Genomic DNA, 23,463 nt, shown 5'->3' on the forward strand with positions numbered 1-23,463 from the left:
ACGGCTCGATTCGCTCCCACAGCTCGTCGGACACGATCCATGGCGGCTGCTCACCCTTCTTCACACGATCATGATCAACCATCAGGGAATGCCAGTCACTACAAGTGATCATTCTGTTAGGAACTCTAAGGTCGTCAGCAGCTCGCCGTGATTTGATCGGCCCCGCCTCCTGGAGTGCTTGGGTGCCGAAATGCGCGGCCTCGGTCGGATCGCCGGCGACCATCGTCAGAGACGCGAGCTTGGTCTGACTGATCGCACGTGATCGTGCGTGGGCTTCGGCGTGTCCAGCGACGGACGCCGCGAGCCGGGTTCGAGCCTCAGTGATGAATTGTCCGCGTACGCCGAGCTCCCACAACGCATGCCCTGTGTCTCCGGCGTGCTGTGCTGCGTCGTAGTAGTCCATCCAGGGCGGATTTTCGGCTGGATTCGCGTGATCGAATGACTCATCGGCGAGACCGACCGCAGTCAGGGTGTCCTGTATCCGACCGAGCTTGCCGAGGGCACGAGCCCGTGCGGTGTGCAGCATGGCGCGTTCGGTCGCTACAAGTCGGTCGGCTCGAACGAGCGCTAGTTCGGTGTAGGTCAATCCCGTGTCCGGGTCACCACACCAAATCGCCTGCCGTGCCATCGAGGACAGGATTTTGGCGCGCAAGTGCCAGTCCCCGGCCTCCTCGGCGCACGCCAGCGCGAAGCGGAACATACGGCGAGCGTCTTCGTGGGCATACGCATCGAACGCCATGAAACCCGTGACGTGAGCTAGATAGCCAACGGCCGAGAACAAGTCGTTCCGGATCGCTGGAGCGCATCGCCCATTGAGAAGCTCCGCGGAATAGCGCAGTTGCGCGGCTACGGCTGCCCGGACGAGCCCACCCCCGTATCGCGCATCCCAACCGCTGAAGGCTTGAGCGGCGGCACGGACCTCGGCCACCTCTGACGTGCCAACGACGGATGGGACTGGAGTTGGCTCGGTAGGGGCCAGCATGTCAATGGCCGACTGGCCAACTACGGCTCCAGCGCCAACGCCGACGGCTGCACGCAAAAACTGCTGACGGTCCACGTCTTCCACCGTAGAACGGCTTCGGCGGGGACGTCGAAACCCCAACTCCTGATCGGTACGGGCATTGAGTACTGCGCGTAGTCCTGCGCGCCGGTCGTCGTCCTGCAGCCACCGGATCTTTCCCTGCTCCAGTTTCCCAATGTAGTTCGCGTCAAGCGCGATCACGCGAGGCGGCTTCGTGTGCTCGTAGACCCAAGTGTTGACCAGGTCGGCAAGTTCCTGATGCGACAGCGGCTCGCCCGTTGCGTTCGGTGACTCGACACGCTCACGAGCGCGGCGAAGTTGATCGTTGGGATCAGACACGGTTGATCTCCTTGACGGGGCGAAGCGTGTCCATATTTGCACAATGAGTAATCGCCGTCACGCATGAGGATCCTGGCTATCCTCCCGCAATCCTCCCCTTGACAACCCGGTTGTGCGCCATTCCGCTGCTGCCGCATCACCAGCAGAGTCGGCAATATGTCGGTAATTCGTAGAGCGGGGACGGGGAACATGCCGATGCGCTGGGCGGGCAGTTGGTCCACGAACGCGGTTGCAGAGGGGGAGGCATCGGCGTGATGACCATTCCGGCACACACACCCCCGGAGCTCGGAGCGCTGCCTGCGTGGCTCCACCTGCACATCCGGGCGATCGAGGACAGCAAGCGTGCTGGCTTCATGTTCCTCTACTTGCCGAGTCTGGCGAACCTGTCGACGTTGCAGGGGATCTTCAAGGCGCATGGTGCGATGGACATCTACAGCGCGACCTCGACGTCGGACGCCGTCGCGGCCCGGTTCCGCCTGGAGGATCTGGAGACCGACCGGCCTCGGCCGTTGTGGCACGCGCACGGGTCGGTCACCGATGTGGTGCGCGAGCTGATGCAACTGCCGCCGCACGGGTCCAAGGGGGCACCCAGTCTCGCGCTTCCGCTTCCCGGCGACTTGTGGGTGCCGCCGTTCGCCTGATGGCCCCGGGGCGCAGATTTGGCCGCCCTCGTGGTGCTGGTGTCGCTGTTCGTCCTTCTGGTCTGCCTGGTCACCGCCTACTACGCCCGGACTCCGGGGCGGCACGCCGGTGCGGGCATCGGCGCGTACAACGCGCGCACGCTCGCGAACCCGGTCCGCAGGTCGGTCGCGAGAACGAAGTGAACGGCACGAAACTCGTGAATGGAGACGGGAAACCGAATTGATAGGCCTTCTCAGAGTGGTCTCGCTTTCTTATGGACAGGCGTGTGGGCACACGGTCGGATTCATCTCCGAGTACGGCACCGGCCCAGAATTCGACCAGTTGGCTACCGAGACGTTCGAGCAAGCCGAGCGAGATGAAGAGGGCAACACGCTCTCGTGGGCGGTTCTGGTTCGGAAAAACTTCTACCAGGCTCTCAAGATCAAGGATCCCGGTCGGCTGCATGACGCGCTGCTGCGGCATGTGGGCTACTGCCTTGCCTGGGCGGAGGACGCGAAAGCGAGCCACGAGGCGGAGCTCGCCTCCAAGAAGTAAGGCCGCAGAGCTCGGGCCGGGACGTGTCGTCAGCACTGGGACTCGGCCCGTTTCCGCCCTGGCCACTGCCACAACGGCGTGGCGGTGGCCAGGGCGACCAACAACACAAGGGAAGGAAAATTGAGGAAATTGATAACAAGCAGCCGATGCAGCATCGGGTTGCAGGCCGCCGAGATCGGTGCGGTAGCGGTGTTGTTCTGTTACGCGGACTTGTCCCCGACCTCTGTCAAGGTTCTTGCGGGTGTAGGGCTTGGGGCAGCGATCGGTCAATGTGCCCTGTGGTGGTTTCGGCCCGATTCGACTGGCAACTGGACCGTCCGTGATCCATGTCGTTGACGCACTCGACTTCCGGGATTGAGGGAGCAGCATGGTTGCCGACGACGAGGTCGTGCAAAGCAAGTTCTCCGATCTTTACACGGCCGTCTATGACCTGATCGACGATGCCAAACGGGGTCATGAACTGGTCAAGCTGCACAAGGGAAGTCATGGAGCCGCTAATCCGCATCCCGTGGTGCAGGACGTGGGAGCGTACTTTTTCCGCGAGCGGAAAGGGATTTTCTCGTTCGTGCACCATGCTGTGGGCGCCACGGATGCAGGCCTGGATGCTCTCGCGGTCTACGACTCGGCGTGTCGTCCTCGCGTCGCTACTCGGAAGGTGTTCGGCCTGTTGGCCGAGTGCTCGCGTCGCGACGGTGAGAGGGTCGAGGACTTTTCCAGGTGGGTCGTGTCGCGGCAGCATGATCTCGGCCGGTACCGGGGTGGGTCGTCCGGGTTCGATGACGAGGCCCGGTCGTTCGCCGCCGCGCATTTCCGCAGTACCGGTATTCCCGCTTCGCCGCAGGAGGTTTTGGTGTGTTGCGGTGGCGCCAAGGGCGGCATGATGGCGATGCTCGCGGCGGTGATGTGCCGCCACGAGGGCGAGAAGGTGCACCGGATGTCCGGGCGGGTGCTCGCTCCGGTCGGCTACTACCAGAGCTTGCGGATACTCCCGCCCATCGTCGGCGGCGCCATCGACGTCGCGGTGAACCTTGACGGCCACGACGTGGAGGCGTGGCTTGCCGACACCGCTCGCGAGAACGGACGTGTGATCTATGCACCGCTGGTGAACAACGTCGACGGGAAAGCACTGACCGAGTCCCGTGCTCGCGATATTGCTGGGGCGGTGTTGGAACACAACCGGCGCAACCACGGCAACCCGGTTTATGTGCTGGGCGACGACGTGTACGCCGGCAGCTACCTGGCGCCCGGACTATCGGCGCGGCCGATCGGATCCGTCCGAGGTGACGAGGTGGGCGGCTCGGATCTGGGGAACATGTCGGATTGGGTCTTGTCGGTGGTGACACCAAGCAAGACCTACGCACTGCCGACGAGCCGTATTGCCTTCGCGCACACCGGCAATGCGACGCTGCGGTCGGCCGTGGCGCACTACCGGACGATGTTGTCCTACGGGCGCGTGCCGCAGGGCGACGAGCTGACCGCCGCCGCCGCGATCTGCCTGACCCCGCAGCACTGGATCGACCAGTGGAACCGCACCTACGCGCAGCGGGTCGATCGGCTGCGCACGCGCTTGCAGGTCATCAACCAAGCCCTCGGTATGGATGCCTTCCGGCTCACCAGCCCGGACGGCGGCTGGTACGCGGCGCTGCGGATTCATCCCGGGCTGTTCGCCGACCCTCGGGTGCGGTCCAGCGTTCATGCCTTGGCGGTCTGCCTGTACTACGGGCGTGAGCGCTGCGACACCGGGCTCGGCCTACTCCCGGGTGAACTCTCCGGCTACCGGGTCACGACAGGCTCGCCGGAGTTCATCCTGCGAGCCAGTGTCGCCGTCGGTGACGACGAACTCGACGAGTTCGCTCGCCGATTGGCCGAGCTCGGCGCGCTGCTGTGCAGCCCCGCCAGGCCGGCCGTCATCACTCACGCACTCGACAGCGCCCGCTCTGTCGTGCACGACCTCGACACCATCGCTGACAACGCCTGATCAGGTGGCGCGATCACGCCCCCGCTGTCAGGTCACCACGCTACGATCACGCCCCATATCTTGTAGATCAATGTTTACGCTCACCCTAGTTGTAGGGGTGATGAGGAAAAGGAGTGACATGTCTGGAAGTGTCGGCATCGCCGAGGTCACCCCGACCATCACGCGCCGCCGATTGCCCCGGGTGCGGTCCGGGCAGCGGATTTCGGCCTCCGTGGGCGGCGTGGACCTGGAGGTCATCATGGACCTCGACGACGACCGGCAGCTGTGCGACATCCACCTGCCCGAATCCGGCCCGCACGGCTCGTTCCAGCACGGCATGCTCAGCGCCTATGTCTCGATGATGTCGCTCGCCCTGCGCTACGGCGCCCCGCCGGAGGAGATCGTCGCGCGCTTCGTGCACACCCGCTTCGAACCCAGCGGCTACACCGACGACCCCGACATCCCGCGAGCCGCCAGCGTGGTCGACTACCTCGCCCGCCGCATCGCGCTGGACTTCCTGCCTCGCTCCCGGCAAGAAGCGCTCGGCATCAAACCGAGTGCCCGCGCCGTGGCATGAACGATGATGGACGGGGCGAGCTGGCTATGCCCTACGGCCAACTCGCCCCGAAGTTCGTTCAGCACTGGGCCTACAGTGAAAATTCGTGACCTGGATGACCAACCGGTTCCGCCACCACACGGCGATCACTGAGTCTTGTCGGCTGTAGTACGACAACGCAGCCCTGCCGTCCGTACCGAACGCCACCACAAGCTCGTGGTCGGGGCCCTGCTCGTTCCAGCTGGGGCGGTCCTGGTGCGTGATGATCGCGGACCCGGTGTCCTCTGCGGCAAGCTGGTCGACGAGAGCGGGCAGCTGGTCCACATGCTCTACGACGACATGCCGTTCGTGTCCGCTTTCTTGACCAGGACCTCCCGGACGTAGTCGGGATGGAAAGGATGGATTTGCGATCCGCAATTTTGGTTCCTGCCGCTGAACCCGAGTCGTGCGTCCAGCGGGCGACATGGACGATCGATGATCCCGCGCAAAGCAATCGGGCCTCTGCCGGTCGCGATCACGGCGTGATCGCGACCCGCAGAGGCCCTCCTGCTATCCGTCACCGGGATCAGGACGGGAACCCGGCGTTCAAGACGTCAGGTATTCGTACTGGCTCGGCAGGGAACTGACGAGGCGAGCGCTCTCCTCCCGGACCCGGGCCATTTCCGCACGCGCCGCGGTGTCGTCGAGGAAGTCGAGCGCGGGCAGCGACCGCTTGGGCAGATGACCGCCGAGGCCGAGCAGCATGACGTTGTAGGAGTACGGCTCGAAACCGTGGTAGTAGGGGTAAACCGACGTGTGGTCGGGTAGCCGGACGGACCACGCCTCCAGCCGCTCGTCCAGCCCGGGCGGCAACGGCCGCTCCTTGGTGGCCTTCCAGTACGGCGTGTCGGCCCGTGCGGCGCACCGGTAGTGCACCACCAGGAAGTCGCGGACGCCGTCCAGGCAGCGCGCGACCGCCCGGTTGTAGCTGGCGATCAGCTCCGGTTCCCAGTTGGCGTCCGGGAAGTGCTTCACCAGCTGCTCGACGCCGTGCTGGATGAAGAAGATCCCGGTGGACTCCAGCGGCTCGACGAACCCGCTGGAAAGCCCGATCGCCACGCAGTTGCGCACCCAGGAGTTCCGGTTGCGGCCGATGCGCATCCGGATGTGGTTGGCTTCGGCGTCGGCGGCCTCCGGGCCGACGAACTCGCGCAGGGTCTTCTCGGCCTCCTCCGGCGAGCAGAACTCGTCGGCGTAGACGTAACCCGTGCCGATGCGGTTGGACAGCGGAATCGTCCAGATCCAGCCGGAATCCTGCGCGGTGGCCGTCGTGCACGGGCGCATTCCGGTCTGCTCCACGTCGGCCGGGACGCGCAGCGCCACGGCGCGGTTGTTCGGCAGGTACTCCTGGTACGACTCGAACGGCTCCTCCAGCACCTGGTTGATCAGCAGGCCGCGGAATCCGGTGCAGTCGATGAACAGGTCACCGGTGATCTCGCCGTGTTCGCGGGTGACCAGGTGGCTGATCCAGCCCCGCTCGTCCTGGCGCACCTCCAGCACGTCGTCGCGCACCCGGCGGATTCCCCGGCGGGTCCCGAAGTCGGCGAGGAACTCGGCCAGCAGGGATGCGTCGAAGTGGTAGGCGTACGGGAACTGGGTGTCCTGATCGGACATCGTGCTCTGGCGCTTCCGGTCACCGCCGTCGTGCAGGGACCGCTCGAACAGTTCACCGTCCGAGTACTTGGGCGCCCGCTTGGCGTCGACCAGCTCGGGAATCACCATGCAGTCCTTGTCGAACCGCTCGCCGCCGAGCTTGAGCCACCAGTCGGCCATGGTGAACCCCTGCACCTTGGCCATCCGTTCGAACGGGTGGTAGAAGACGTGGCCAGGTTCGCGCCAGTTCTCGAACCTGATGGCCAGCTTGTAGGACGCGTGGCAGGCCGGCATCCAGTCCCGTTCGGCCAACCCCAGGTAGTCGAAGAAGTGCCGAACGGTGCTGAAAGTCGCCTCTCCCACACCGATGGTGGGCACGCGGGCGGACTCGACCAGGGTCACCGAAATCTGGTCGCCCAGTGCTTCCTTCAGATAAGTCGCGGTCATCCAACCGGCAGTACCTCCACCGACTATGACGACGTTGCGGAGCATGTCCCACCTCTTCGCGGATCTTCACCGGTTTTCCAGCCGCAGTGCAGCACGGCCGGCCGTCCGTGCGCGACTGCTCGTTCGGGCACTGGTCGTGGACCATTGGTGGGGCTCGTTGGGGCGTCCGATTGGGCACTGGCCACCGATCGGCCCCGTTCCTAACCTTGACTTCGTGACCGCCCAGAGCAGTCCCTCCGCCGAACCGGCGCGCGAACGACGGGCGCGGCCGCGTTCGAGGAGCCGATGAGCGGTTTCCCGGTGGAGTCGCCGTGGTGAAGTCCATCGGACGCGACGCCGTACCGCGGGGACTGCCCCGCACTTCGTCGTGGCCGAGTCGGTGTCCGGCGACACTCCACTGCGGTGCGGCAGGCACGGTTCACGACCGCGCCCCCGCCGGCAGTGCCGAGCCGAACGGTTTCCGAGATGTTGTCGACCGAGGAGGTTTCCGTGGTCCAGCCGGACCGGCGAAACTGCGCTGAGCACGCTGCGGGGTCCCGCTACCGCGAAGTACTGCGGCTCGATCAACTCCTGAGCTGCCAACCGGAAAAGGGCACGCACGACGAATTGATGTTCGTCATCGTCCACCAGGTGCACGAGCTGTGGTTCAAGCTGATGCTGTTCGAACTGGAGGAGGCGCGCGACCTGCTGCTGGCCGACCGGCTCGACGCGGCCGAACACCTGCTGCGCCGGCTCGTCGCGATCCAGAACGTGCTGATCTCGCAGTGGGCCGTGCTCGACACCATGCTGCCGATGGACTTCCTCGCCTTCCGGGACACCCTCCGGGGCGGCAGCGGCTTCGAGTCCGTGCAGCACCGCGAGATCGAGTTCCTGGCCGGGCGGAAGGACGCCGGCTACCTGGACCAGGTGCAGCTCACCGACGCCGAGCGCGAACGCCTGGTCCGCAGGCTGGAAGAACCCAGCTTGCGGGAGGCGTTCATCGCCCTGGTCGAGAAGCGGGGGGTCGATTCGCTCGCCAAGGTCTGGCAGCACGGCTATCAAGACCTGCCCGCAGCGCACTGGGAACTGCTGCGCGTGGCCGAGGCCCTGCTCGACGTCGATCAGGCGTACGGCCGGTGGCGAACGCACCACGCGCTGAGCGTCGAGCGCCAGATCGGGTACAAGCCGGGCACCGGTGGATCATCCGGAGTGGACTACCTGCGCTCTCGCATAACTTCCCGCCTCTTCCCGGAACTCTGGGAGGTCCGGTCCCAGCTGTGACGCCGGTGGTGCTTGCACGGCTCGCTCGTCGCGGCCGGGGCTTGCCGGGTGGGCGTGTGCTCCGTTGCAGCGCCCACCCAGACCCCTTCAGGTCAACTGGTCAACAAGCCATCGCGGATGGCGTAGGCGACCGCGAGAGTCCGATTGGGACAGTTCAGCTTGGCCAGCAGGTTGGCGACATGCCGCTTGGCTCCGTGCGCGGAGATGCCGAGCCGTCGGCCGACCTGCTTGTTGCTCATCCCCTCGGCGAGCAAGCCGAGGACCTGCCGTTCGCGCGGCGTGAGGCGGACGGTGCTCGTTCGCGGTTGGCCTCGACGGCGAAGCTCCGTGATCAGCTTCCTGGCGAGCGAGGACGGCAGCGCCATATCACCACGCTGCAGTCGTAGCAGGGCATCCTCGAGGTTCTGCGGATCGACCGCGGACTCCAGGAGGAATCCATCCGCCGACAGCGTCGCGGCCTGGGCGACCACGTCATCGCTGGCGTCGCGCAGCAGCGCCACCGTCTTCACGCCGCGCTTCGCCGCGACCGAGGAGATCTGCTCGAACTCCGCCAATTCGTCGGCGGAAATGAGGGCAACGTCGAAAGGACGGTTTTCCAGGAGGGTCACGGCCTCGCGGAAATCGGCACAGCCGTGCACGAAGTTCACCAGGGAAAGACTGCGCAGCATGTACGTGAGGCCCCATCTCGAGACCTCGTTGGGAAGGGACACCAGGACGGCCAGTTCCGCGTTGCGGAATCGGGCGGTGCCATCCGCATCATGTCGACCTGTGCCGATTTCCCATTTGCTTCCTAATGGAATTATATCCCCGTTGATGACGCAACTTCCTTTCGTGCGGGGCGGACTGCTCTTGTCGTTGGGATTGCTCCGTACTTCTTCGATGCGGACATCTTTGTCGGCTTGGCGTCGTGCTATCGCTGGCCGTGGTCGTGCTGCATCCCCAGATTTCCCGGTTCGTACGTCCCAACCGCGCCGTACCGGCTCCGCCGGTCCCAGCGGCCTTATCGGGGCGGGCGCCGCCGTTCGTTACTCATCGCACCGTGCCCTGCCCCTCCGTCTGCTCCCGCTGGGAAACCGGACGCCGGTGCCGCCGGCGTCAGGTGACAAGTCGAAAATATCGAGTGCATCACGAGTATGTCACTGTGATCCCGGAAGATACGCTCAATGCAGTAGCAGAGCACTAGGCGAAAATCGTCAAATGGTGCAGTCGGGGCCGCCGGAAGACGCAGCGGCTTGGGGCGGTGTCCGATATCGGTCGTAACCCCACCCGCCAAGTGGTCGGTCCCGCATGCCGACCGCACGCCGGACCGGTGTGCCCGGGATTCGGAAGTAGGTGACGTGCAGGACAACGCGCTGGTCAGCGCCTTGGGTGCGCGCCCCCGCGCAGCCTGGGGCTGATCTTGGCGACGGGGTCCCCAGTGCGTTCGCCGATCGTGGTGGCGGTCACGCCGGCCGCCCTCGACCGGGGACAGGATTGCGGCGCCTGGTGCGTCAGTTTCCCTGCGGGGCGTACTTGCCGTCGGCCATGACCTGATCGGCGATGCCGTAGGGGGCCGCATCGGTGGTCGAGAGGCGAAGGTGGTTGCGAAGATCGCGAGCGATGATGTCCGGATCTTGCCCGGTCTTCGCGACGAGGAGTTGCACCATTTCATCGGACCATTTCTGATGGTCCGCCGTCGTCGGCGTCACGGGCTCCCCGTCGAGACCTTCGTCGTGGTCGGGTTGCCGTAGGACCACATGCGATCCCGGAAGCATGTACCTCTTGCCGATCGCTCCGGAGCACAGCACAAGAGTCGCCGCCGATCCCACCGTGCCGATCGCCCAGGTCGAAACCTCCGGCTTGATGCAGTTGATCGCATCGCAAATCGCGAATCCGGCCGGTAAAGATCCGGTGGCACTGTCGATGTAAAGCTTGATTTCCGCATCCGGATCTGTGGCGTTCAGCAGCAGCAATTGCGATATCGCGGCGGTCGAGGTATTTCTGCTCAGCTCGCCGCTGATGACGACCGTCCGATCATCGAACATATCGCTCATCAACTTGTTCATCGCCCAACTGTGTATGGGCATCTCGCGCTGCTCGCTTCCCTCGTCGCGGTCTCGCGTGCGAAGATCACTGTAGTCGTGATCGCCGGACCACGTGCTTTCGGCACGAGAGGTTCGCTGAGAGCGTACGTCCGCGGCAAGGGAAATCCTGGAAGCGTTCGACCGAACGCATTGTGCGGCACAACGCCGATGTGGTGCGGCAATGCCCGGCCCTATGTTCGTCAGTCGGCCTGCGCCAGTGCGACCGTGGCACCGGCACGGTTCAGGTACGGCCTTTCTCCAACAGGGCGCCCGGTTCCTCCCGGCCGGGAGTTCAGGCGGGGACGGGTTGCCGGTCCGAGCCGTCGAAGGGCGGGTAGTTCTCGCCGGCCACTCTTTCGGCCGCGTCGATGTAGTCGACGAGTGCGTCCCGGGATCGGGCGAGCTTTTCCATCTGGTCGTTCAGCCGTTGCAGCCGCGTTCGCATCGCGGCCAGCAGCTCGGGGCACCCGAGCAGTTCCGGGGTCTCGCCGACCGCGCAGGGCAGCAGGTATGCGATGTCCTCTGAGGACAGACCGGCGCCGAGCAGGTGCCGGATCTGCTTCACCCGCAGCACGGCGTTCTCGTCGTACTCGCGGTACCCGTTCGCGCTGCGGTCCGCCTCCAGCAGGCCCTGGGTCTCGTAGTAGCGCAGCTGGTGGGTGTTGACGCCCGTCCGGCGACTCAGTTCCCCGATCCGCATCGACAACCTCGCTTGACATTCACACCGGTATCAACGTTGACGATGCTGCCATGAACGACGAAAACGATGCACCGGTCGCAGTCATCGGACTCGGACTCATGGGCCAGGCCCTCGCCGGCACATTCCTGAAGGCCGGGCACCCCACGACCGTGTGGAACCGCACGACTTCCAAGGCCGGCCGGCTGGTGGCAGCAGGCGCACGGCTGGCGCCGACGGTCGGCGACGCGCTCAGGGCGGGCTCCGTGACGATCATCTGCCTCACCGACTACCAGGCCGTGCACGAACTGCTCGGCGCCACCGATGCCGAGCTGGACGGCACGACGTTGATCAACCTGACCTCGGGCGACTCGACCCAGGCCAGGGAAGCCGCCAGGTGGGCCGAGCAGCGCGGCGCCCGCTACCTGGACGGCGCCATCATGGCCATCCCGTCGGTGATCGGAACCGCCGAGGCGGTGATCCTGCACAGCGGGCCGCAGCCGGACTTCGAGGCGCACGAGTCGACGCTCGCCGCGCTCGGCACCGTCACCTACCTCGGCGCCGACCACGGGCTGGCGTCCCTGTACGACGTGGCCGGGCTGGCGATGATGTGGAGCGTCCTGAACGCCTGGCTCCAGGGCACCGCCCTGCTCCGGACGGCCGGTGTCGACGCCGCGACGTACGCGCCGTTCGCGCAGCAGATCGCGGCCGGTGTGGCCGGATGGCTTCCCGGGTACGCAGAGCAGATCGACAGCGGCTCCTACCCGGCGGAGGTGTCGGCCCTGGAGACCGACGCGCGGGCGATGGCGCATCTGATCGAGGAGAGCGAGGCGGTGGGCGTCAACGCCGAACTGCCGAGGCTGATCAAGGCGATGGCCGACCGCTCGATCGCCGCCGGGCACGGTGGCGAGCAGTACCCCGTGCTGATCGAAGAGTTCGCCAGGCCCCGCAACGACTGATCGATCCGGCATCGCGGTCGGTAGCCCGCCCCTCGGGCTACCGACCGCTCAGAACGCCGTCGTCAGCAGGAGGTCGACGCTGAAGCTGGGGTCGATCACGGCCGCCGATCTCGCGCCTCTTCGAAGTTTGCGCTTGACACCACTTCAGATGCAGTACTACGGTTTGAGTACGGCATGCGAAGTACTAATAACGAGGTGGTCAACCGATGCGCAAGCCCGTCAGTGCTCAGTTCTCGTTCCCGTCGGCCAAGGGCGGCAAGCGGGTTCAGCCGCACACGCGCATGCCCCGGTCGGTTCCGGCTCGGCGTCCGCTGCCCAAGCCCGGCACCCGTCGCTGATCGACCACTTCGAAGAGGAGAAACCCCCCATGCGAAAGCTCACCTACTTCGTCGGCTGCAGCGTCGACGGCTACATCGCCGGCGCCGATGGCTCGCTCGACGCGTTCTTCCCGCTGCCCGACGGGCTCGTCGAGCACCTCGTCGCGGAGTACCCGCAGACGCTGCCGACGCACCTGCACGGCACGCTGGGGGTCACCGACCTGGGCAACCGCTTCGACGCGGTGGTGATGGGGCGCGGCACGTACGAGCCGGGCGTGCGGGACGGCATCACCAGCCCGTACTCCCACCTGGACCAGTACGTGGTGTCGGGCAGCCTCACCAGCCCGGACCCCGCGGTCACCGTCCTCTCCGGCGACCCCGTCGAGGCCGTGCGGGCGCTCAAGCGCGAGCCGGGCGGCGGGATCTGGCTGGCCGGCGGCGGTAGCCTCGCCGCCTCGCTGCTGCCGGAGATCGACGAACTGGTCCTGAAGATCTACCCGTTCGTCCTCGGCAAGGGCATCGGCGTGTTCGACGGCGACATCGCGCCCACGCGCCTCGCCCTCGCCGGCACGCACGTCCTCGACAGCGGCGCGGCGATCCACACCTACGCCCGGAATTGAGGCCGCCTTGTGAAGTTCACTCGCCCACGTAGCGGAGGCCGGTCCGGCGCAGCACGACCCACTGCTCGCCGGGCCGGTCCACGACGACCGGGTACCAGCGCGGCTGCAGCGCCGCGTGCAACTCCTCGCCCCTGCTGATCAGCGAGCTCACCGCGGGTTCGCCCACGACGATCAGGGCCGACCAGTCGACGTGTGCCATGAGGTGGTCCTCGGTGACGCCGAACTGGGCTTCCAGGAGTGTGACCACGTCGTGGCCGGTGTCCGGGCCCGACCGGACGTCGCTGATGTCGGGCACCTCGACGGATTCGTCGGCGGTGTCCTCGTCGTCCTCGTCCTCGTCGTCCTCATCGAACTCGTCTTCTTCGTCTTCGTCGCGCTGCTCGTCCCACACGTACTTGTCGAGCTTGTAGATGCGCGAGCACAGGTCGAACGCCTGGTCATCGGAGAGGATCAGCGTCACCGTGCGGCCGTTGACCAGGGTGAACGTCAGCTCCGCTTCCGGGGTTCCGTTGGTGCCGGGTTCGGCCTCGACGTTCCCGGCGACTTCCTCGAAGAGCTCGGAATCGGCGGGGCTTTCGTTGCCCGCGCCCAGCGAGGGGAGGTTCGCGGCCATCTCCACCACGCAGCGCGCGGCGGTCCAGAACGCCTCCTTGTCCCGGAATTCCTTGCGGCTGCTGGTCAGCGTCCGGCCGAATCCCAACGTCTCGACGCGCGCATCCACCGTGCCGGTGCCGGTCTCGTTCTCCCAGATCGCGGTGACCGTGACGTTGTTGGCCAGTCGCTTCCGGTAGTTCTCGATGTGGCCGTGCCGGGCGAGTTCCCAGCCGCCCACCTTCTGGGGCCAATCGTCGTTCACTGCGGAATTCCCTTCGGACGAATGACATGTCGTCCCCTCCGACGTGTCATTGACCGTGATCGTTCCGCCAGTGCATGACCGGACGGCGAACCGCGGTCCGTCACCGTCCACATTGGTCAGATCTCGGTTCGGTCCACCGAGGCCGGGTCGGACGGGACCGGGGTCTCCTGGGCGATCTCCACCAGGCGGTAGATGCTCTCGCGCAAGCACTCCGGGCGGACCACGATCCGCAGCGGGGCTGCCTCGACCGCCGGTTCGAGCCGGCGGTAGGGGGCGCCTTCCAGCTTCAGCGCCGTGGCGCGCTCCGGCAGGATGGCGACACCGAGGCCGGACGCGACGAGCGCCACGAGGTTGTACCCGGACACCGCTTCCCCGAGGACCTTCGGCGTGAAGCCGTTGGCGACGCACGCGCCGACGACCGAGTCGAACTCCAGCGGCGCCTTCGCCCGCCCGGCCATGACGAACCGCTCGTCCGCCAGGTCCTGCCAGCGAACCGTCGGGGTCCGCGCGAGCGGATGACCTTCCGGCAGCGCCACGGCGAACCGGTCGGGCGGCAGGTCGAACGTCGCCCAGCCGTCGAGCGGTTCGCGGCTCCGGAAGATCCCGATGTCGAGGTCGGCGGTGCGGAGCAGTTCCAGCTGCTCTTCGACGCTCAGCTCGTGCACCCGGATCGAGACCGCCGGCTCCGCTTCGGCGAACAGCGACAGCAGGCTCGGGACCAGGCCGATCACGGCCGACGGGACGGAACCGAGGTCGAAGGCGTCCACCCTGTTCCGCGCCGCTTCGTGCACCAGCGCGGGCAGCCGGCGGTAGTGCTCGAGGATCCGGCGCGCTTCGGGGAGCAGCGCCGCGCCGGCGGGGGTGAGTCCTCCACGAGCATGACGGCGTACCCCTTGTCGAAGCTGTGCAACCTCAGACCGAGAACTCGCCGACAGGTGAGGCACCAAAGGAGGAGCTCCGCCCGGACACCCTCGGGCGGAGCTCTCGGCGCGTCTAGTCAGCGCAGGTCGTGCTTCCCGGTCTTCACGTCGCGCAGGAAGGCCGACCACGCCGAGGTCGTGAACGGAAGAACAGGGCTGGCGGAGCCGAGCTTGCTGTCCTTCACGCCAGCAGCCCCCGGGATGCGCGCCACCATGACGCATGCGCCCCCACCCCCGTTGCTTCGGCTGCTTTTACGCCAATGCGCCTGGGTGAAGTCCGGGGTTAACATGACGCGCTCCCTTGCCGTGCTTACAAGTCCCGAGCGAGCCGGTTCAGGAAAGTGATCGATTCCTTCTGGCTCAGCGCCTTGGACCGCAAGGCGCTGTAGTTCAGGGTATATGCCTCAACTTCGGCTGGATCCTCCATGTAGACGCTGCCAGTGAGGTGTTCCGCGAAGGCCACGTCGGGATCTTCCTGGTCGGGGAAGGACAGCACGATGAAGGGTGCGCCGAGCGCGGGGATTGCGCCGGCGCTGAACGGCAGAACCTGAACCGTCACATTTGGCAGTTTGGCGCCGGCTGCGAGGTGCTTGAGCTGTTCGCGCATCACCTCGGGGCCACCGACGAGTTGTCGCAGCGCTGACTCGTGGATGACGGTTCCCAAGGTGAGCGGGTTCGTCTCGTGCAGGCGTGCCTGTCGCTGTGAGCGAAGGTCGGTGCGCTCCTTCATGACGACCTCGTCGGCCTGCGGTATCCATGCCTGCATGAGTTCGGTGGCATAGCGCTCGGTCTGCAACAACCCGGGAATCAGCTCGCCGGAGAACTCGTGCACCTCGGCGGCTTCGGACTCCAGTCCGACGTACTCCTCGAAGTTCGACGCCAGCGCGTCCTGGCCGTACCGCTGCCACCAGCCCTTCTGCCTGGCTTGCAAGGCAAGCGCGACGTACTGGTCCCGTTCCGCGTCGGGGACGCCGTAGACCGCTGCGAGCGCGAGAACTTCGGCAGGCCCGGCGGATTTCTCGGCGTTCTCGAACCTGCTCAGCTTCGGCTTCGACCAGTCCAGCACAGCCGCGACGTCCTCTTGGCGAAGTCCGGCTTCCGCGCGCCAACGCCGAATTCCTCGGGTGAGCCTCCGCAGCCGCACCGTCGGGCTGATCCGCTCTTCCACGGTGTCCTCCTTCGCTCAGCTCGCCACCTGGATCTTCGCAGGCCCGGAACCTTCCACGCAGTCGCTCATTCGTGTGCAGTCCTGGACCTTTCAGGTGCCGGACATTGCGAGTGTGGAAATTCCACGAAACCTTGGTTTCAAGTTCCCGTGTTCGGTTCGGAAGGAAGCCTCATGGAGTACCTGACCTACATCTGGCGTCCGGTCACTGGTGGGCGTCACGCGTTCCCGATCGCGGCACGGAAAACCCCGGCTGGGGAACGGGTTTCTGCCTACTGCGGCGCGGAAGCCGATGCGGCTGAGCTGCACGACCGCACCGAGGTGGACTGGATCCGCGAGCACTCCTGCGCGGACTGCTGGCGCATCCTCGCCCAACGGTCCTGACATCGCCAACCCCACTAAGAAGGAGACGACCATGTTCTGGCTGCACCTGAGCGTTCTCGTGCTGATCAACGTGCTGATCGCCGCTCTGCTCGTCAGCTCCACCGCGATGCGGTTGCCACTGCTCGCTCGCGCGCAGCACGTGGGGGCAGGGGAGGGTGCCTACAACGTCTGGGATCTCATCGCACAGGTCGAAGCCGAACGAGACGAGGGGCAGGACCGCGCCATAGCGTGGCCGCCTCGATCGCATCTTCCCGGCCAAGAGCCGGATGACCAGCCCACTGGTCGGCACTATTTGCGCACTTGAGCCAGGCCCCCTGAATCGGGCCGGTGCAGCTGCCTCCCCGACCACTGCACCGGCCCACCCGGTGGCCGGGCGTCTTCCCCGCCCCGCGCCCGGTCACCGGCCCAAACACGCTGAAGTCCGCGTTGGACGGACGTTCCTTCCCGGCCTCCGTGCCGCCGGACCCCGGCCCGGCGGCACGGTTCCGCCCTGGACGCTCAGCGGTGGGCCGGGACGAGTTCCTGCTGTGCCGGTTCGGGCGTCGCGCTGACCTTCTTCCGGTCGCGGTGCACGGCCAGCAGGAACAGGGCGACGACGGTCTGCACACCGACGATGAGCGCTTGCGGCAGCAGCCCGCTGACTCCCACCAGGGACATCGTCGCGTTGGCGCCGAAGTGGATCGCGATCGCGCCGAGGACACCGGCGCGCTCGTAGCCGTACGCGGCCAGCAGCGCCATCGGGATCACGCTGAGCATGTAGGTCAGGCCGCTGAAGGTGAGCAGGCCGAAGGCGTTCTGGACGGTTCCGGCGACGAAGAACAGCGGCAGGTGCCACACCGACCAGATGACGCCCAGCAGCAGTCCGGCGAGGAGACGGCCCATCTTCGCGCGCAGGCGCGGGTGCATGGTGCCGCGCCAGCCGAACTCCTCGCTCAGCGGGCCGACGACGAGCATGACGCCCGCGAACGCCAGCGGGCCGCCGGACACCTCGATCAGGGTCTGCGCCGCGGTCAAGCTCACCGGCGGACCGCCCAGCTGCTGCGCGAGCAGCGCGGCGCCCACGACGGTCCCGGCGGCCACTGCCAGCAGGACGGGCGTCCAGAGCAGGCCTATCAACGGCAATCGCACCGCGTGCGCTGGAGTGGGCTGACGCCGGGAGGCGCGGCGCAGCCGGATAACGATCGCGCCGATCATCGGGCCGAACGCGCCGAGCAGGTAGGGGATGACGGTGGGGAAGCTCATCGCCGGCCCACCGACGGCTATCGCTATCAGCCACGACAGCCAGCTCGCCACGAATGTGACGGCCAGGAACAGGACGAGGCCGCTCTTCCGGCGAGCTGGGGTTGCCGTTGTCATGTCGAATTCCTTCCAAAGGTCGGTTCGGTAGGCGAGAAGTGCTTGCGGTCGAAGCGATTCCGTCCGGTGCGGGTTTTCCTCGCTGTCAGCGGGAATCCGCGATTCGTGCTTCGAGCCAGCCGGTCACCTGCGCCAGCAGGTCGGGGTCGACGGGCCTGCGCAGCAGGCGGCGGTAGGCGCGCACCGACGGCCGACCGGGGTCGCGGCGCAGCAGGTGGGTGAGGTCGGGGATCCGGTGGACCTCGGCCTCGCCGGGGACCAGCCGACGGATCTCGTCCAGGTCGGCGGGGTCGACCTGGACGTCCTTGTCGCCGGTGATCGCCAGCACGGGTGCTTGGATGTTCGCCAGGTCCGCGCGCGGGTCGTGGCCGAGCATTTCCCGGAACCACCGGGCGTTCACCGGTAGTCCGTGGACGCGCGCCACGTCCGTGCTGGTCGCCTTGATCCGGGCGAGGTGCCGGGAACCGAGGGCGCGCAGCAGCGGCCGAACGGGCGCGGGCAGGTCACGGGCGATCATCCCGGCCTGCCAGCGCAGCGCGTCCTCGCCGCGGCGGGCGTACCCGGCCAGCAGCACCACCGCCCGGACCAGCGGATTCGAGCCGAGGGACATGGCGTGGACGGCGCCCTCGCTGTGGCCGATCACGCCGATGGCGTCGGCCCGGATGTCGGGCCGTGCGGCCAGGGCGCGAAGCGCTGCGTCGGCGTCGCGGGTGTTGTCGGTGAATCCGGTCGCCCGCCAGTCGCCGGACGTGGCGCCGACACCGCGCCGGTCGTAGCGCAAGGCGGCGATGCCCCGCGACGCGAGCGCGGTGGCCAGCGGCGGCCCGAGTTCCATGCGGAGGCCGCGGGAGTTGGCGTCGCGGTCCAGCCGCCCGGAGCCGTGCAGCAGCAGGACCGCCGGGTGCGGGCCGGGGCCCGCGGGCAGGCTCAGCGCGCCCATCAGGGGCAGCCCGTCGTCCGCGGTCGCCGTCATGTCGGTATCGCGCAAGATCCAGCCCCTCTCATTGTTATCGATTTTGAGAAGGTTATCAGCCGTGAGAACATTGGTCCATGGCAACCGCGGACCTCCTCCTGCACCCAGTCCGGGCGCGGATCCTGCAGACGCTGCTCGGTTCCGATCCGCTGACGACCGCGCAGTTGCGCGACCGCCTGCCGGACATCGCGGCGGCGACGATGTACCGCCACGTCGCGGTGCTCGCCGAGGCGGGCGTGCTGGAAGTGGTGGAGGAGAAGCGGGTGCGCGGCACGGTGGAGCGCAGCTACCAGGTACGACAGGAGCGCGCGGTGGTCGATTCCGCGGCGCGGGCGACGATGACGCTGGAGGACCACCGGCGGGCCTTCACCGCGTTCTCGGCGTCGTTGATGGCGGACTTCGAGCGCTACCTGGCGCAGGAAGGTGCCGCTCCCGCTACCGACGGAGTGGTCTACCGGCAGGCCGCGATGTGGCTGACGGAGGAAGAATTCGCCGCGCTGATCGACGAAATCCAGGCGGCGATCATTGCGCGAACGGGCAACGAACCGAGCGGCGACCGCTCCCGCCACGTGATCAGCCTCGTCGTCGTACCGAACAACCCGCCGGGCGAACCCGGCCCGGCAGTCGAAGCGGCCGGCTGATCGACGCCCAAGGTTAGTCCACTTCGGACAGATAGCTGCCGGAGCTCGTGCGCTACGCCTTGGCGTTCTTGCGGAGCTTTGCGCGGACCGCTCGGGTGGCGATCGGGCCGAGCCCTTCCAGGACGTCCACCAGCTCGGCGAGCCGGCCGAGGGCTTCGAGCGCCTGTTCGCCGCCTTCGGGGTCGACCGACTCGAACATCGTGAGGCCGAGGAAGCTCGCCGACACCGCGTGCGCCAGCGCGCCCGGGTCGGCCACCTCGGCCAGCGGCGACCCGGTCAGCACCCGCTCCAGCGCCGCGCGCACCTCGACGATCCACTTCTCCAGCGCCGCGCGGGTGGCCTCCGCGAGCCGGCCACCGGCCTGCGCCCCGGCGAGGGTCTGGGCCAGCACGACCATGTTGCCGTCGGCGCGTTCCCCGACGTGGATCTCCCGGCCCAGCGCGAGCAGTTCGCCCAGCGTGGACACCTCGGCGAACCGCGCCCGGTAGCGGGCGACCCGGTCTTCGGTCGCCGCGATGCAGGCCTGAGCGACCAGCTCGTCGACGCTGCCGAAGTGGTAGAAGATCAGCGCCTGGTTGACGTCGGCGGCGGCGGCGACGGTCCGCGCGGAAACCGCGGTGATGCCCTGCAGCCGGATGACTTCCACGGTCGCGTCCACCAAGCGCTGCTTGGTGGCCACGCTGCTGGTTCGCCGGCCGGTGCTCATCGGTCCAGGACCTTCTCACGGAGCGGCTTGACCGCCCCGCTCACCCCGCTGTCGAGCCGGACGTACCGCGCGGCGAAGCCGCCGCGGTAGCCGAACAGCGGCCCGAACCGCCGGTTCACGACGGCGACCTGGATCCGGAACCGCCCGCTCTCCTCGTCGAACCACTCGTCGACGTGCGCGGTGCCCGCGAATGCCTGCGGGACGGGCGTGCGCGCTCCGACGCGGAACCCGCCGGAGCGGATCCGGAATCCGCCGTCGGGGCGCACCGAAATGTCGAGGTCCACCGCGAGGTGCTGGTGCGTGCCGAGGTAGTCGACGATCCGGTCGCCGGTGTAGAGCATCTGCGCGTCGAATCTCCTTCGCCGCCGCGGGAATTCGAAGGTGCGGACGAACGAAACCGTCTCGCGGCCGTAGGAGTCGACGTACGGGTAGTTCTCGATGACGAACGGGATGTTCCGGCCGCGCTCGGGGAACAAGATGTGCCGCGTCGACCCGAGCCACAGGAACGGGAGGGTGAACACGGGTCCGCGCCACACGCGGTCCATCACGCCGTGCCCGATCATCCCGACGCCGTCCGCCACCGACAGGTCGAGGCGTTCCCGCATCCGCGGGTGCAGGTTCGCGAACTCCGCGCCGAGCGCGCGGGCGAAGATGCCGGTCACGGTCGCTCCAGCGCGGCGAGCGCCCGGGGCGCCGCACCGTGGCGGCCGGTCGGGCGGGATCGGCGGCACCGCGCGGCGGACGGCGCCAGCGGCGATTGCCGCTCGGGCGGCGTCCCGGTCTCCAGCCAGATCCGGAGCCGGTCGAACGACCACGCCGTCATCCAGCCGAAGATCGGCCGGAACGCGACGTCGGCCAGCGTCCCGAAGCGGCCCCAACGCGTGTCGTAGTCGAACCCGGTGATGAAGCGGATCCCGTCGTCGGTGGGGGTGTAGCGCCAGAAACCGGAGCCGGCGCGGATGAGCGAAAGCGGGTCGGTCGAGGCGAACCGCAGCACGGAGGTCCGGGTGCCGTCCGGCCGGAACCGCTCGCCGGAATGCGTGCCGAGACCGGTGACGCGCAACCCCAGGACCTTCGTCGCGTAGCGGAACCGGCCCGCGGTCAGCGGGGCGATGTCGGTGAACCGCAGGTCCCAGCGGCGGTGCAGGGCCGGGTCCTGCGTGTGCTGCCAGAGCGCGTCGAGGTCGGTGCGGATCAGCGCCTCCACGTAGAGGGGCTTCGGATGCATCGGCTTCTGCCTCCTCGTTTGAGCGACTGCTCAAACAGTAGTGGCAGTTTGAGCAGTCGCTCAAGATTTCGGTGACGAGTTGCTTCGGGCAGACCAAAGAGCTGGACCGCGTGGAGTCGGCGCGACCGTTGTTCGCGCGTCTGGATGCAGAGCTCCAGTCGCCGGCGGGCCTGCCGATTGCGCTCGGCCCGCATCCTCGGTCGCCGCCGACGGCAGGATCATCTGCCACTGTTTTCGCTGGTCAGGTTCTCGTGAGTACTTTTGGGTGCTATTGCACCTAAAAGCACTCACGGGCATTAGTCCGCGCGGACTTCGGCGTAACCAGTGCGGCGGGCGCTGTGAAGCGCGAGGTCGATCGCCCCCCTGTAGCCCAACTGGCAGAGGCAGACGACTCAAAATCGTCCAAGTGTCGGTTCGAACCCAACCGGGGGAAACATGCAGGTAGAGTCGGTCTGATCGGCTGAGAAGCCCGGCTCGTGGCCTAAGGAAGCAAAAGAGTGACTCTGGCCGCGAGTCGTTGACCGGCGGCGACCTTCACTGTTGAATGGAGCTAGAGGCCGGTGACAAGAGCCCCAGGGGGGCTCTCCCCCTACCAGGGGTAGCCGGCCTTTTACTTTCCCCAAGGCATGAAGCATGTTTCGAGCGAGTCCGCGATCATGCCCCAGTACTGCTCCTTGCCCTTCTCCATCTTTCGCTGCACCGCCCATGCCGCGTAGTCCGCGACCTGCAAGCCCCACGATGTCGCCGCGGGCCAGTGGCAGAGGTGCACGTCTCGGCCATGCGGCCCCTGCACCTGGCACACGTCGTGAAGCGCTGACTCGAAGGCCTTCTTGCGTGCGTTGGTGCCGAGAGTTGCGGCCACGACGAACAGACGATCGCCTTGGGCTGCGACAATCGGGGCGATGTACTTGAAGTGCAGGTACCAAGCCATCTTGTAGAGGTAGACCTCACCGGCATCCCGAACGCGGTCGTATGCCTTGTGCTTGTCGAGCATCGTGGCGTCCAGCCGCCAGCCCTGCCCAGCGATGAGCGCAAAGACCTCCTTGCGCGTCGGGTGACTGTCGTCGGTCGCATGGAAGTAGCCCTTCTTCAGACCAACCCCGCGCGAGTGCAGCTCGGCACGCAGCAGCACGGCTTCGTTCAGGGCCCGGCCGTGATCCCGTATGACCGCAGTAGCAATACCGAAGAAGCGCGAGGCGCCCTCGTGCTGCTGGTAGTCGAGATTGCCGGTCTCATCGGCATACATGAAAACGTCGGCCACGACAGTTCCTCATCGGTGATCAGTGTTGATCGACAGTACTCAGGTGCAGCCGTCTGAGGTATCGGCTGCTCTGGTGATCGAGCTACGCGTATGCGGAGCGCTCGGCTGGGATTCCCAGTCGAGCACTCCGCCGAACTGCCTGCCGTAGGGCCTTCCAAGCAGCTGATCGTGATGTCAGATCTGGCCTGTGAAGTAGGCCGTCTCCGACGTGAACATCGTCGGCTGCACGCTGACCTGCAGCTCGCCGGGTTCCTGGCCGATCTCGAACACGACGGTGTAGGTCACGTTGCCGTTCGGGGGGACCTGGCCGTGGGCGAATCCGTCGCCCGCCATGTAGTTCTGCTGGGCCACACGCCCGTTGTGCTGGGCGGTGATGGTCGTGGATCCCACGTTGTAGTCAGCGATTCCGTTGTTCCCCACCGTCACGTCGAATTGGATGTAGCGCTTCCCGGCCTGCGGCTGCAGGAACATGTTGGATTCGGTGTAAGCGGTTGGGGCCGACAAGGAAATGGTCGGGCCGTCGTTCCAGGTGTGCTGGTCACCGAAGTTGAGCCGGACGACCTGGTCCGACGCGGGCGCGTCTGCATCGATCCCAAGCGAGGGCGGCTCAGTGCTGATCTCAGCGTCGTCGAGGGCCTTGTCGAGTTCCCGCACCATGATGCCCTGGAGCACCACTGTGATCACGATCGCGACAACGCACAGGCCGCTACCGATGCCGGCCACGGTCTTCTTCGTCCCGAACAGCGCGATGATGCCGAGGATCAGCCCGACGAAGGCGGCGAGGGCGGTGAGGTTGTTCAGGATCGGCAGTGGCGAGCCGCAGATCCCGACGATGCCGAGAATCAGTGCCGCCCAGGCGAGGCCGCCGAACTTGGTGCTAGGCCGCATCGGCGCAGGCGGGTAGAGCGGAACGGACATTGTGGATGCTTCCTCTGGTCGAATTGGTTGGT

At 66.8% G+C, this 23,463-nt stretch carries 28 protein-coding genes and 1 tRNA gene; 13 read left to right on the plus strand and 16 right to left on the minus strand.

From position 1 onward, the window contains the following. Positions 1-1,360, minus strand: a 1,360-nt coding sequence (locus E1288_RS36175) for an XRE family transcriptional regulator (protein WP_132493190.1), incomplete at its 3' end; no start/stop codon positions are given. A gap of 254 nt (positions 1,361-1,614) precedes the next feature. Between E1288_RS36175 and E1288_RS36180 the strand changes: the two genes are divergently transcribed. The 6 genes from E1288_RS36180 (at position 1,615) to E1288_RS49965 (ending at position 5,433) form a co-directional block, all read left to right on the plus strand. Beyond that, the gene (locus E1288_RS36180) at positions 1,615-2,001 is read left to right on the plus strand and encodes a hypothetical protein (protein WP_132493191.1); all 387 of its coding nucleotides are present in this window, start codon (positions 1,615-1,617) and stop codon (positions 1,999-2,001) included. An 18-nt stretch (positions 2,002-2,019) separates the two neighbouring features. Beyond that, complete coding sequence (locus E1288_RS47445; RefSeq protein WP_165968442.1) at positions 2,020-2,184, plus strand: hypothetical protein; 165 nt, start codon at positions 2,020-2,022, stop codon at positions 2,182-2,184. 55 nt (positions 2,185-2,239) lie between these two features. Continuing rightward, complete coding sequence (locus E1288_RS36185; protein WP_132493192.1) at positions 2,240-2,536, plus strand: hypothetical protein; 297 nt, start codon at positions 2,240-2,242, stop codon at positions 2,534-2,536. Positions 2,537-2,903: 367 nt separating this feature from the next. Further along, a complete protein-coding gene (locus E1288_RS36190; protein ID WP_132493193.1) occupies positions 2,904-4,514 on the plus strand; it encodes an aminotransferase class I/II-fold pyridoxal phosphate-dependent enzyme in 1,611 nt (536 codons plus the stop codon). Positions 4,515-4,632: 118 nt separating this feature from the next. Next, positions 4,633-5,070 carry a TSCPD domain-containing protein gene (locus tag E1288_RS36195; RefSeq protein ID WP_132493194.1) on the plus strand — a complete coding sequence of 146 codons (438 nt, stop codon included), beginning with the start codon at positions 4,633-4,635 and terminating at the stop codon, positions 5,068-5,070. Positions 5,071-5,304: 234 nt separating this feature from the next. Further along, positions 5,305-5,433 (plus strand): hypothetical protein, encoded by a 129-nt coding sequence (locus E1288_RS49965; RefSeq protein WP_268951998.1) that lies wholly within the window; start codon positions 5,305-5,307, stop codon positions 5,431-5,433. Positions 5,434-5,634: 201 nt separating this feature from the next. Here E1288_RS49965 and E1288_RS36200 read toward each other — a convergent pair whose 3' ends face one another. Next, positions 5,635-7,173 (minus strand): tryptophan halogenase family protein, encoded by a 1,539-nt coding sequence (locus E1288_RS36200; protein ID WP_132493195.1) that lies wholly within the window; start codon positions 7,171-7,173, stop codon positions 5,635-5,637. 420 nt (positions 7,174-7,593) lie between these two features. On the opposite strand from E1288_RS36200, the gene E1288_RS36205 reads away from it, so the two are divergent. After that, positions 7,594-8,388 carry a tryptophan 2,3-dioxygenase gene (locus E1288_RS36205; RefSeq protein WP_132493196.1) on the plus strand — a complete coding sequence of 265 codons (795 nt, stop codon included), beginning with the start codon at positions 7,594-7,596 and terminating at the stop codon, positions 8,386-8,388. Positions 8,389-8,480: 92 nt separating this feature from the next. Here the strand turns inward: E1288_RS36205 and E1288_RS36210 are convergent, their stop codons facing one another. From E1288_RS36210 to E1288_RS36220, 3 genes are all read right to left on the minus strand, one after another. Then, the gene (locus tag E1288_RS36210) at positions 8,481-9,035 is read right to left on the minus strand and encodes a response regulator transcription factor (RefSeq protein ID WP_132493197.1); all 555 of its coding nucleotides are present in this window, start codon (positions 9,033-9,035) and stop codon (positions 8,481-8,483) included. Positions 9,036-9,878: 843 nt separating this feature from the next. Further along, complete coding sequence (locus E1288_RS36215; RefSeq protein WP_165968443.1) at positions 9,879-10,433, minus strand: ATP-dependent Clp protease proteolytic subunit; 555 nt, start codon at positions 10,431-10,433, stop codon at positions 9,879-9,881. A 310-nt stretch (positions 10,434-10,743) separates the two neighbouring features. After that, entirely contained in the window at positions 10,744-11,151 is a 408-nt protein-coding gene (locus E1288_RS36220) for a MerR family transcriptional regulator (protein ID WP_132493199.1), read from the minus strand. Positions 11,152-11,201: 50 nt separating this feature from the next. On the opposite strand from E1288_RS36220, the gene E1288_RS36225 reads away from it, so the two are divergent. Together E1288_RS36225 and E1288_RS36230 are read left to right on the plus strand one after the other, a co-directional pair. Further along, the gene (locus E1288_RS36225; protein WP_132493200.1) at positions 11,202-12,086 is read left to right on the plus strand and encodes an NAD(P)-dependent oxidoreductase; all 885 of its coding nucleotides are present in this window, start codon (positions 11,202-11,204) and stop codon (positions 12,084-12,086) included. A 367-nt stretch (positions 12,087-12,453) separates the two neighbouring features. Beyond that, positions 12,454-13,023, plus strand: coding sequence for a dihydrofolate reductase family protein (locus tag E1288_RS36230; protein WP_132493201.1), 570 nt, complete (start codon positions 12,454-12,456; stop codon positions 13,021-13,023). A gap of 16 nt (positions 13,024-13,039) precedes the next feature. Here the strand turns inward: E1288_RS36230 and E1288_RS36235 are convergent, their stop codons facing one another. The 4 genes from E1288_RS36235 to E1288_RS36250 form a co-directional block, all read right to left on the minus strand. Beyond that, positions 13,040-13,879 (minus strand): hypothetical protein, encoded by an 840-nt coding sequence (locus tag E1288_RS36235; RefSeq protein WP_132493202.1) that lies wholly within the window; start codon positions 13,877-13,879, stop codon positions 13,040-13,042. A gap of 116 nt (positions 13,880-13,995) precedes the next feature. Beyond that, complete coding sequence (locus E1288_RS36240) at positions 13,996-14,646, minus strand: LysR family substrate-binding domain-containing protein (protein ID WP_165968444.1); 651 nt, start codon at positions 14,644-14,646, stop codon at positions 13,996-13,998. Positions 14,647-14,876: 230 nt separating this feature from the next. Beyond that, positions 14,877-15,089, minus strand: a complete 213-nt coding sequence (locus E1288_RS36245) for a DUF397 domain-containing protein (RefSeq protein ID WP_132493204.1) — start codon at positions 15,087-15,089, stop codon at positions 14,877-14,879. Between the two features lie 20 nt (positions 15,090-15,109). Further along, positions 15,110-15,967 carry a helix-turn-helix domain-containing protein gene (locus E1288_RS36250; protein ID WP_207954748.1) on the minus strand — a complete coding sequence of 286 codons (858 nt, stop codon included), beginning with the start codon at positions 15,965-15,967 and terminating at the stop codon, positions 15,110-15,112. 171 nt (positions 15,968-16,138) lie between these two features. Between E1288_RS36250 and E1288_RS36255 the strand changes: the two genes are divergently transcribed. Together E1288_RS36255 and E1288_RS36260 are read left to right on the plus strand one after the other, a co-directional pair. Beyond that, positions 16,139-16,348, plus strand: coding sequence for a zinc finger protein (locus tag E1288_RS36255; protein WP_132493205.1), 210 nt, complete (start codon positions 16,139-16,141; stop codon positions 16,346-16,348). Between the two features lie 31 nt (positions 16,349-16,379). Continuing rightward, positions 16,380-16,652 (plus strand): hypothetical protein, encoded by a 273-nt coding sequence (locus E1288_RS36260; protein ID WP_132493206.1) that lies wholly within the window; start codon positions 16,380-16,382, stop codon positions 16,650-16,652. Positions 16,653-16,846: 194 nt separating this feature from the next. Here the strand turns inward: E1288_RS36260 and E1288_RS36265 are convergent, their stop codons facing one another. Both E1288_RS36265 and E1288_RS36270 read right to left on the minus strand, forming a co-directional pair. Then, on the minus strand, positions 16,847-17,704 hold the full coding sequence (locus tag E1288_RS36265; protein ID WP_132493207.1) for a CPBP family intramembrane glutamic endopeptidase: 858 nt from the start codon (positions 17,702-17,704) through the stop codon (positions 16,847-16,849). An 85-nt stretch (positions 17,705-17,789) separates the two neighbouring features. Continuing rightward, positions 17,790-18,677 carry an alpha/beta hydrolase family protein gene (locus E1288_RS36270; protein ID WP_235884060.1) on the minus strand — a complete coding sequence of 296 codons (888 nt, stop codon included), beginning with the start codon at positions 18,675-18,677 and terminating at the stop codon, positions 17,790-17,792. A 77-nt stretch (positions 18,678-18,754) separates the two neighbouring features. Between E1288_RS36270 and E1288_RS36275 the strand changes: the two genes are divergently transcribed. After that, positions 18,755-19,318, plus strand: a complete 564-nt coding sequence (locus E1288_RS36275) for a helix-turn-helix domain-containing protein (protein ID WP_132493209.1) — start codon at positions 18,755-18,757, stop codon at positions 19,316-19,318. A gap of 52 nt (positions 19,319-19,370) precedes the next feature. Here E1288_RS36275 and E1288_RS36280 read toward each other — a convergent pair whose 3' ends face one another. Genes E1288_RS36280 through E1288_RS36290 form a run of 3 tightly spaced genes read right to left on the minus strand, consistent with a single transcriptional unit; the run spans position 19,371 to position 21,252 of the window. Then, the gene (locus E1288_RS36280) at positions 19,371-20,024 is read right to left on the minus strand and encodes a TetR/AcrR family transcriptional regulator (RefSeq protein WP_132493210.1); all 654 of its coding nucleotides are present in this window, start codon (positions 20,022-20,024) and stop codon (positions 19,371-19,373) included. Beyond that, complete coding sequence (locus E1288_RS36285; RefSeq protein WP_132493211.1) at positions 20,021-20,686, minus strand: DUF4166 domain-containing protein; 666 nt, start codon at positions 20,684-20,686, stop codon at positions 20,021-20,023. Before E1288_RS36285 ends, E1288_RS36280 begins: the two co-directional genes overlap by 4 nt. After that, positions 20,683-21,252 (minus strand): hypothetical protein, encoded by a 570-nt coding sequence (locus tag E1288_RS36290; protein ID WP_132493212.1) that lies wholly within the window; start codon positions 21,250-21,252, stop codon positions 20,683-20,685. Before E1288_RS36290 ends, E1288_RS36285 begins: the two co-directional genes overlap by 4 nt. Before the next feature lie 359 nt (positions 21,253-21,611). Between E1288_RS36290 and E1288_RS36295 the strand changes: the two genes are divergently transcribed. After that, positions 21,612-21,685: transfer RNA gene (locus tag E1288_RS36295), tRNA-Leu, on the plus strand. A 177-nt stretch (positions 21,686-21,862) separates the two neighbouring features. Here the strand turns inward: E1288_RS36295 and E1288_RS36300 are convergent. Next, positions 21,863-22,513, minus strand: a complete 651-nt coding sequence (locus E1288_RS36300) for a DUF3800 domain-containing protein (protein WP_132493213.1) — start codon at positions 22,511-22,513, stop codon at positions 21,863-21,865. A gap of 174 nt (positions 22,514-22,687) precedes the next feature. Continuing rightward, entirely contained in the window at positions 22,688-23,431 is a 744-nt protein-coding gene (locus E1288_RS36305) for a DUF4190 domain-containing protein (protein WP_132493214.1), read from the minus strand. Positions 23,432-23,463 lie beyond the last annotated feature (32 nt).

It is taken from the genome of Saccharopolyspora elongata (assembly GCF_004348985.1).
GTDB lineage: Bacteria > Actinomycetota > Actinomycetes > Mycobacteriales > Pseudonocardiaceae > Saccharopolyspora > Saccharopolyspora elongata.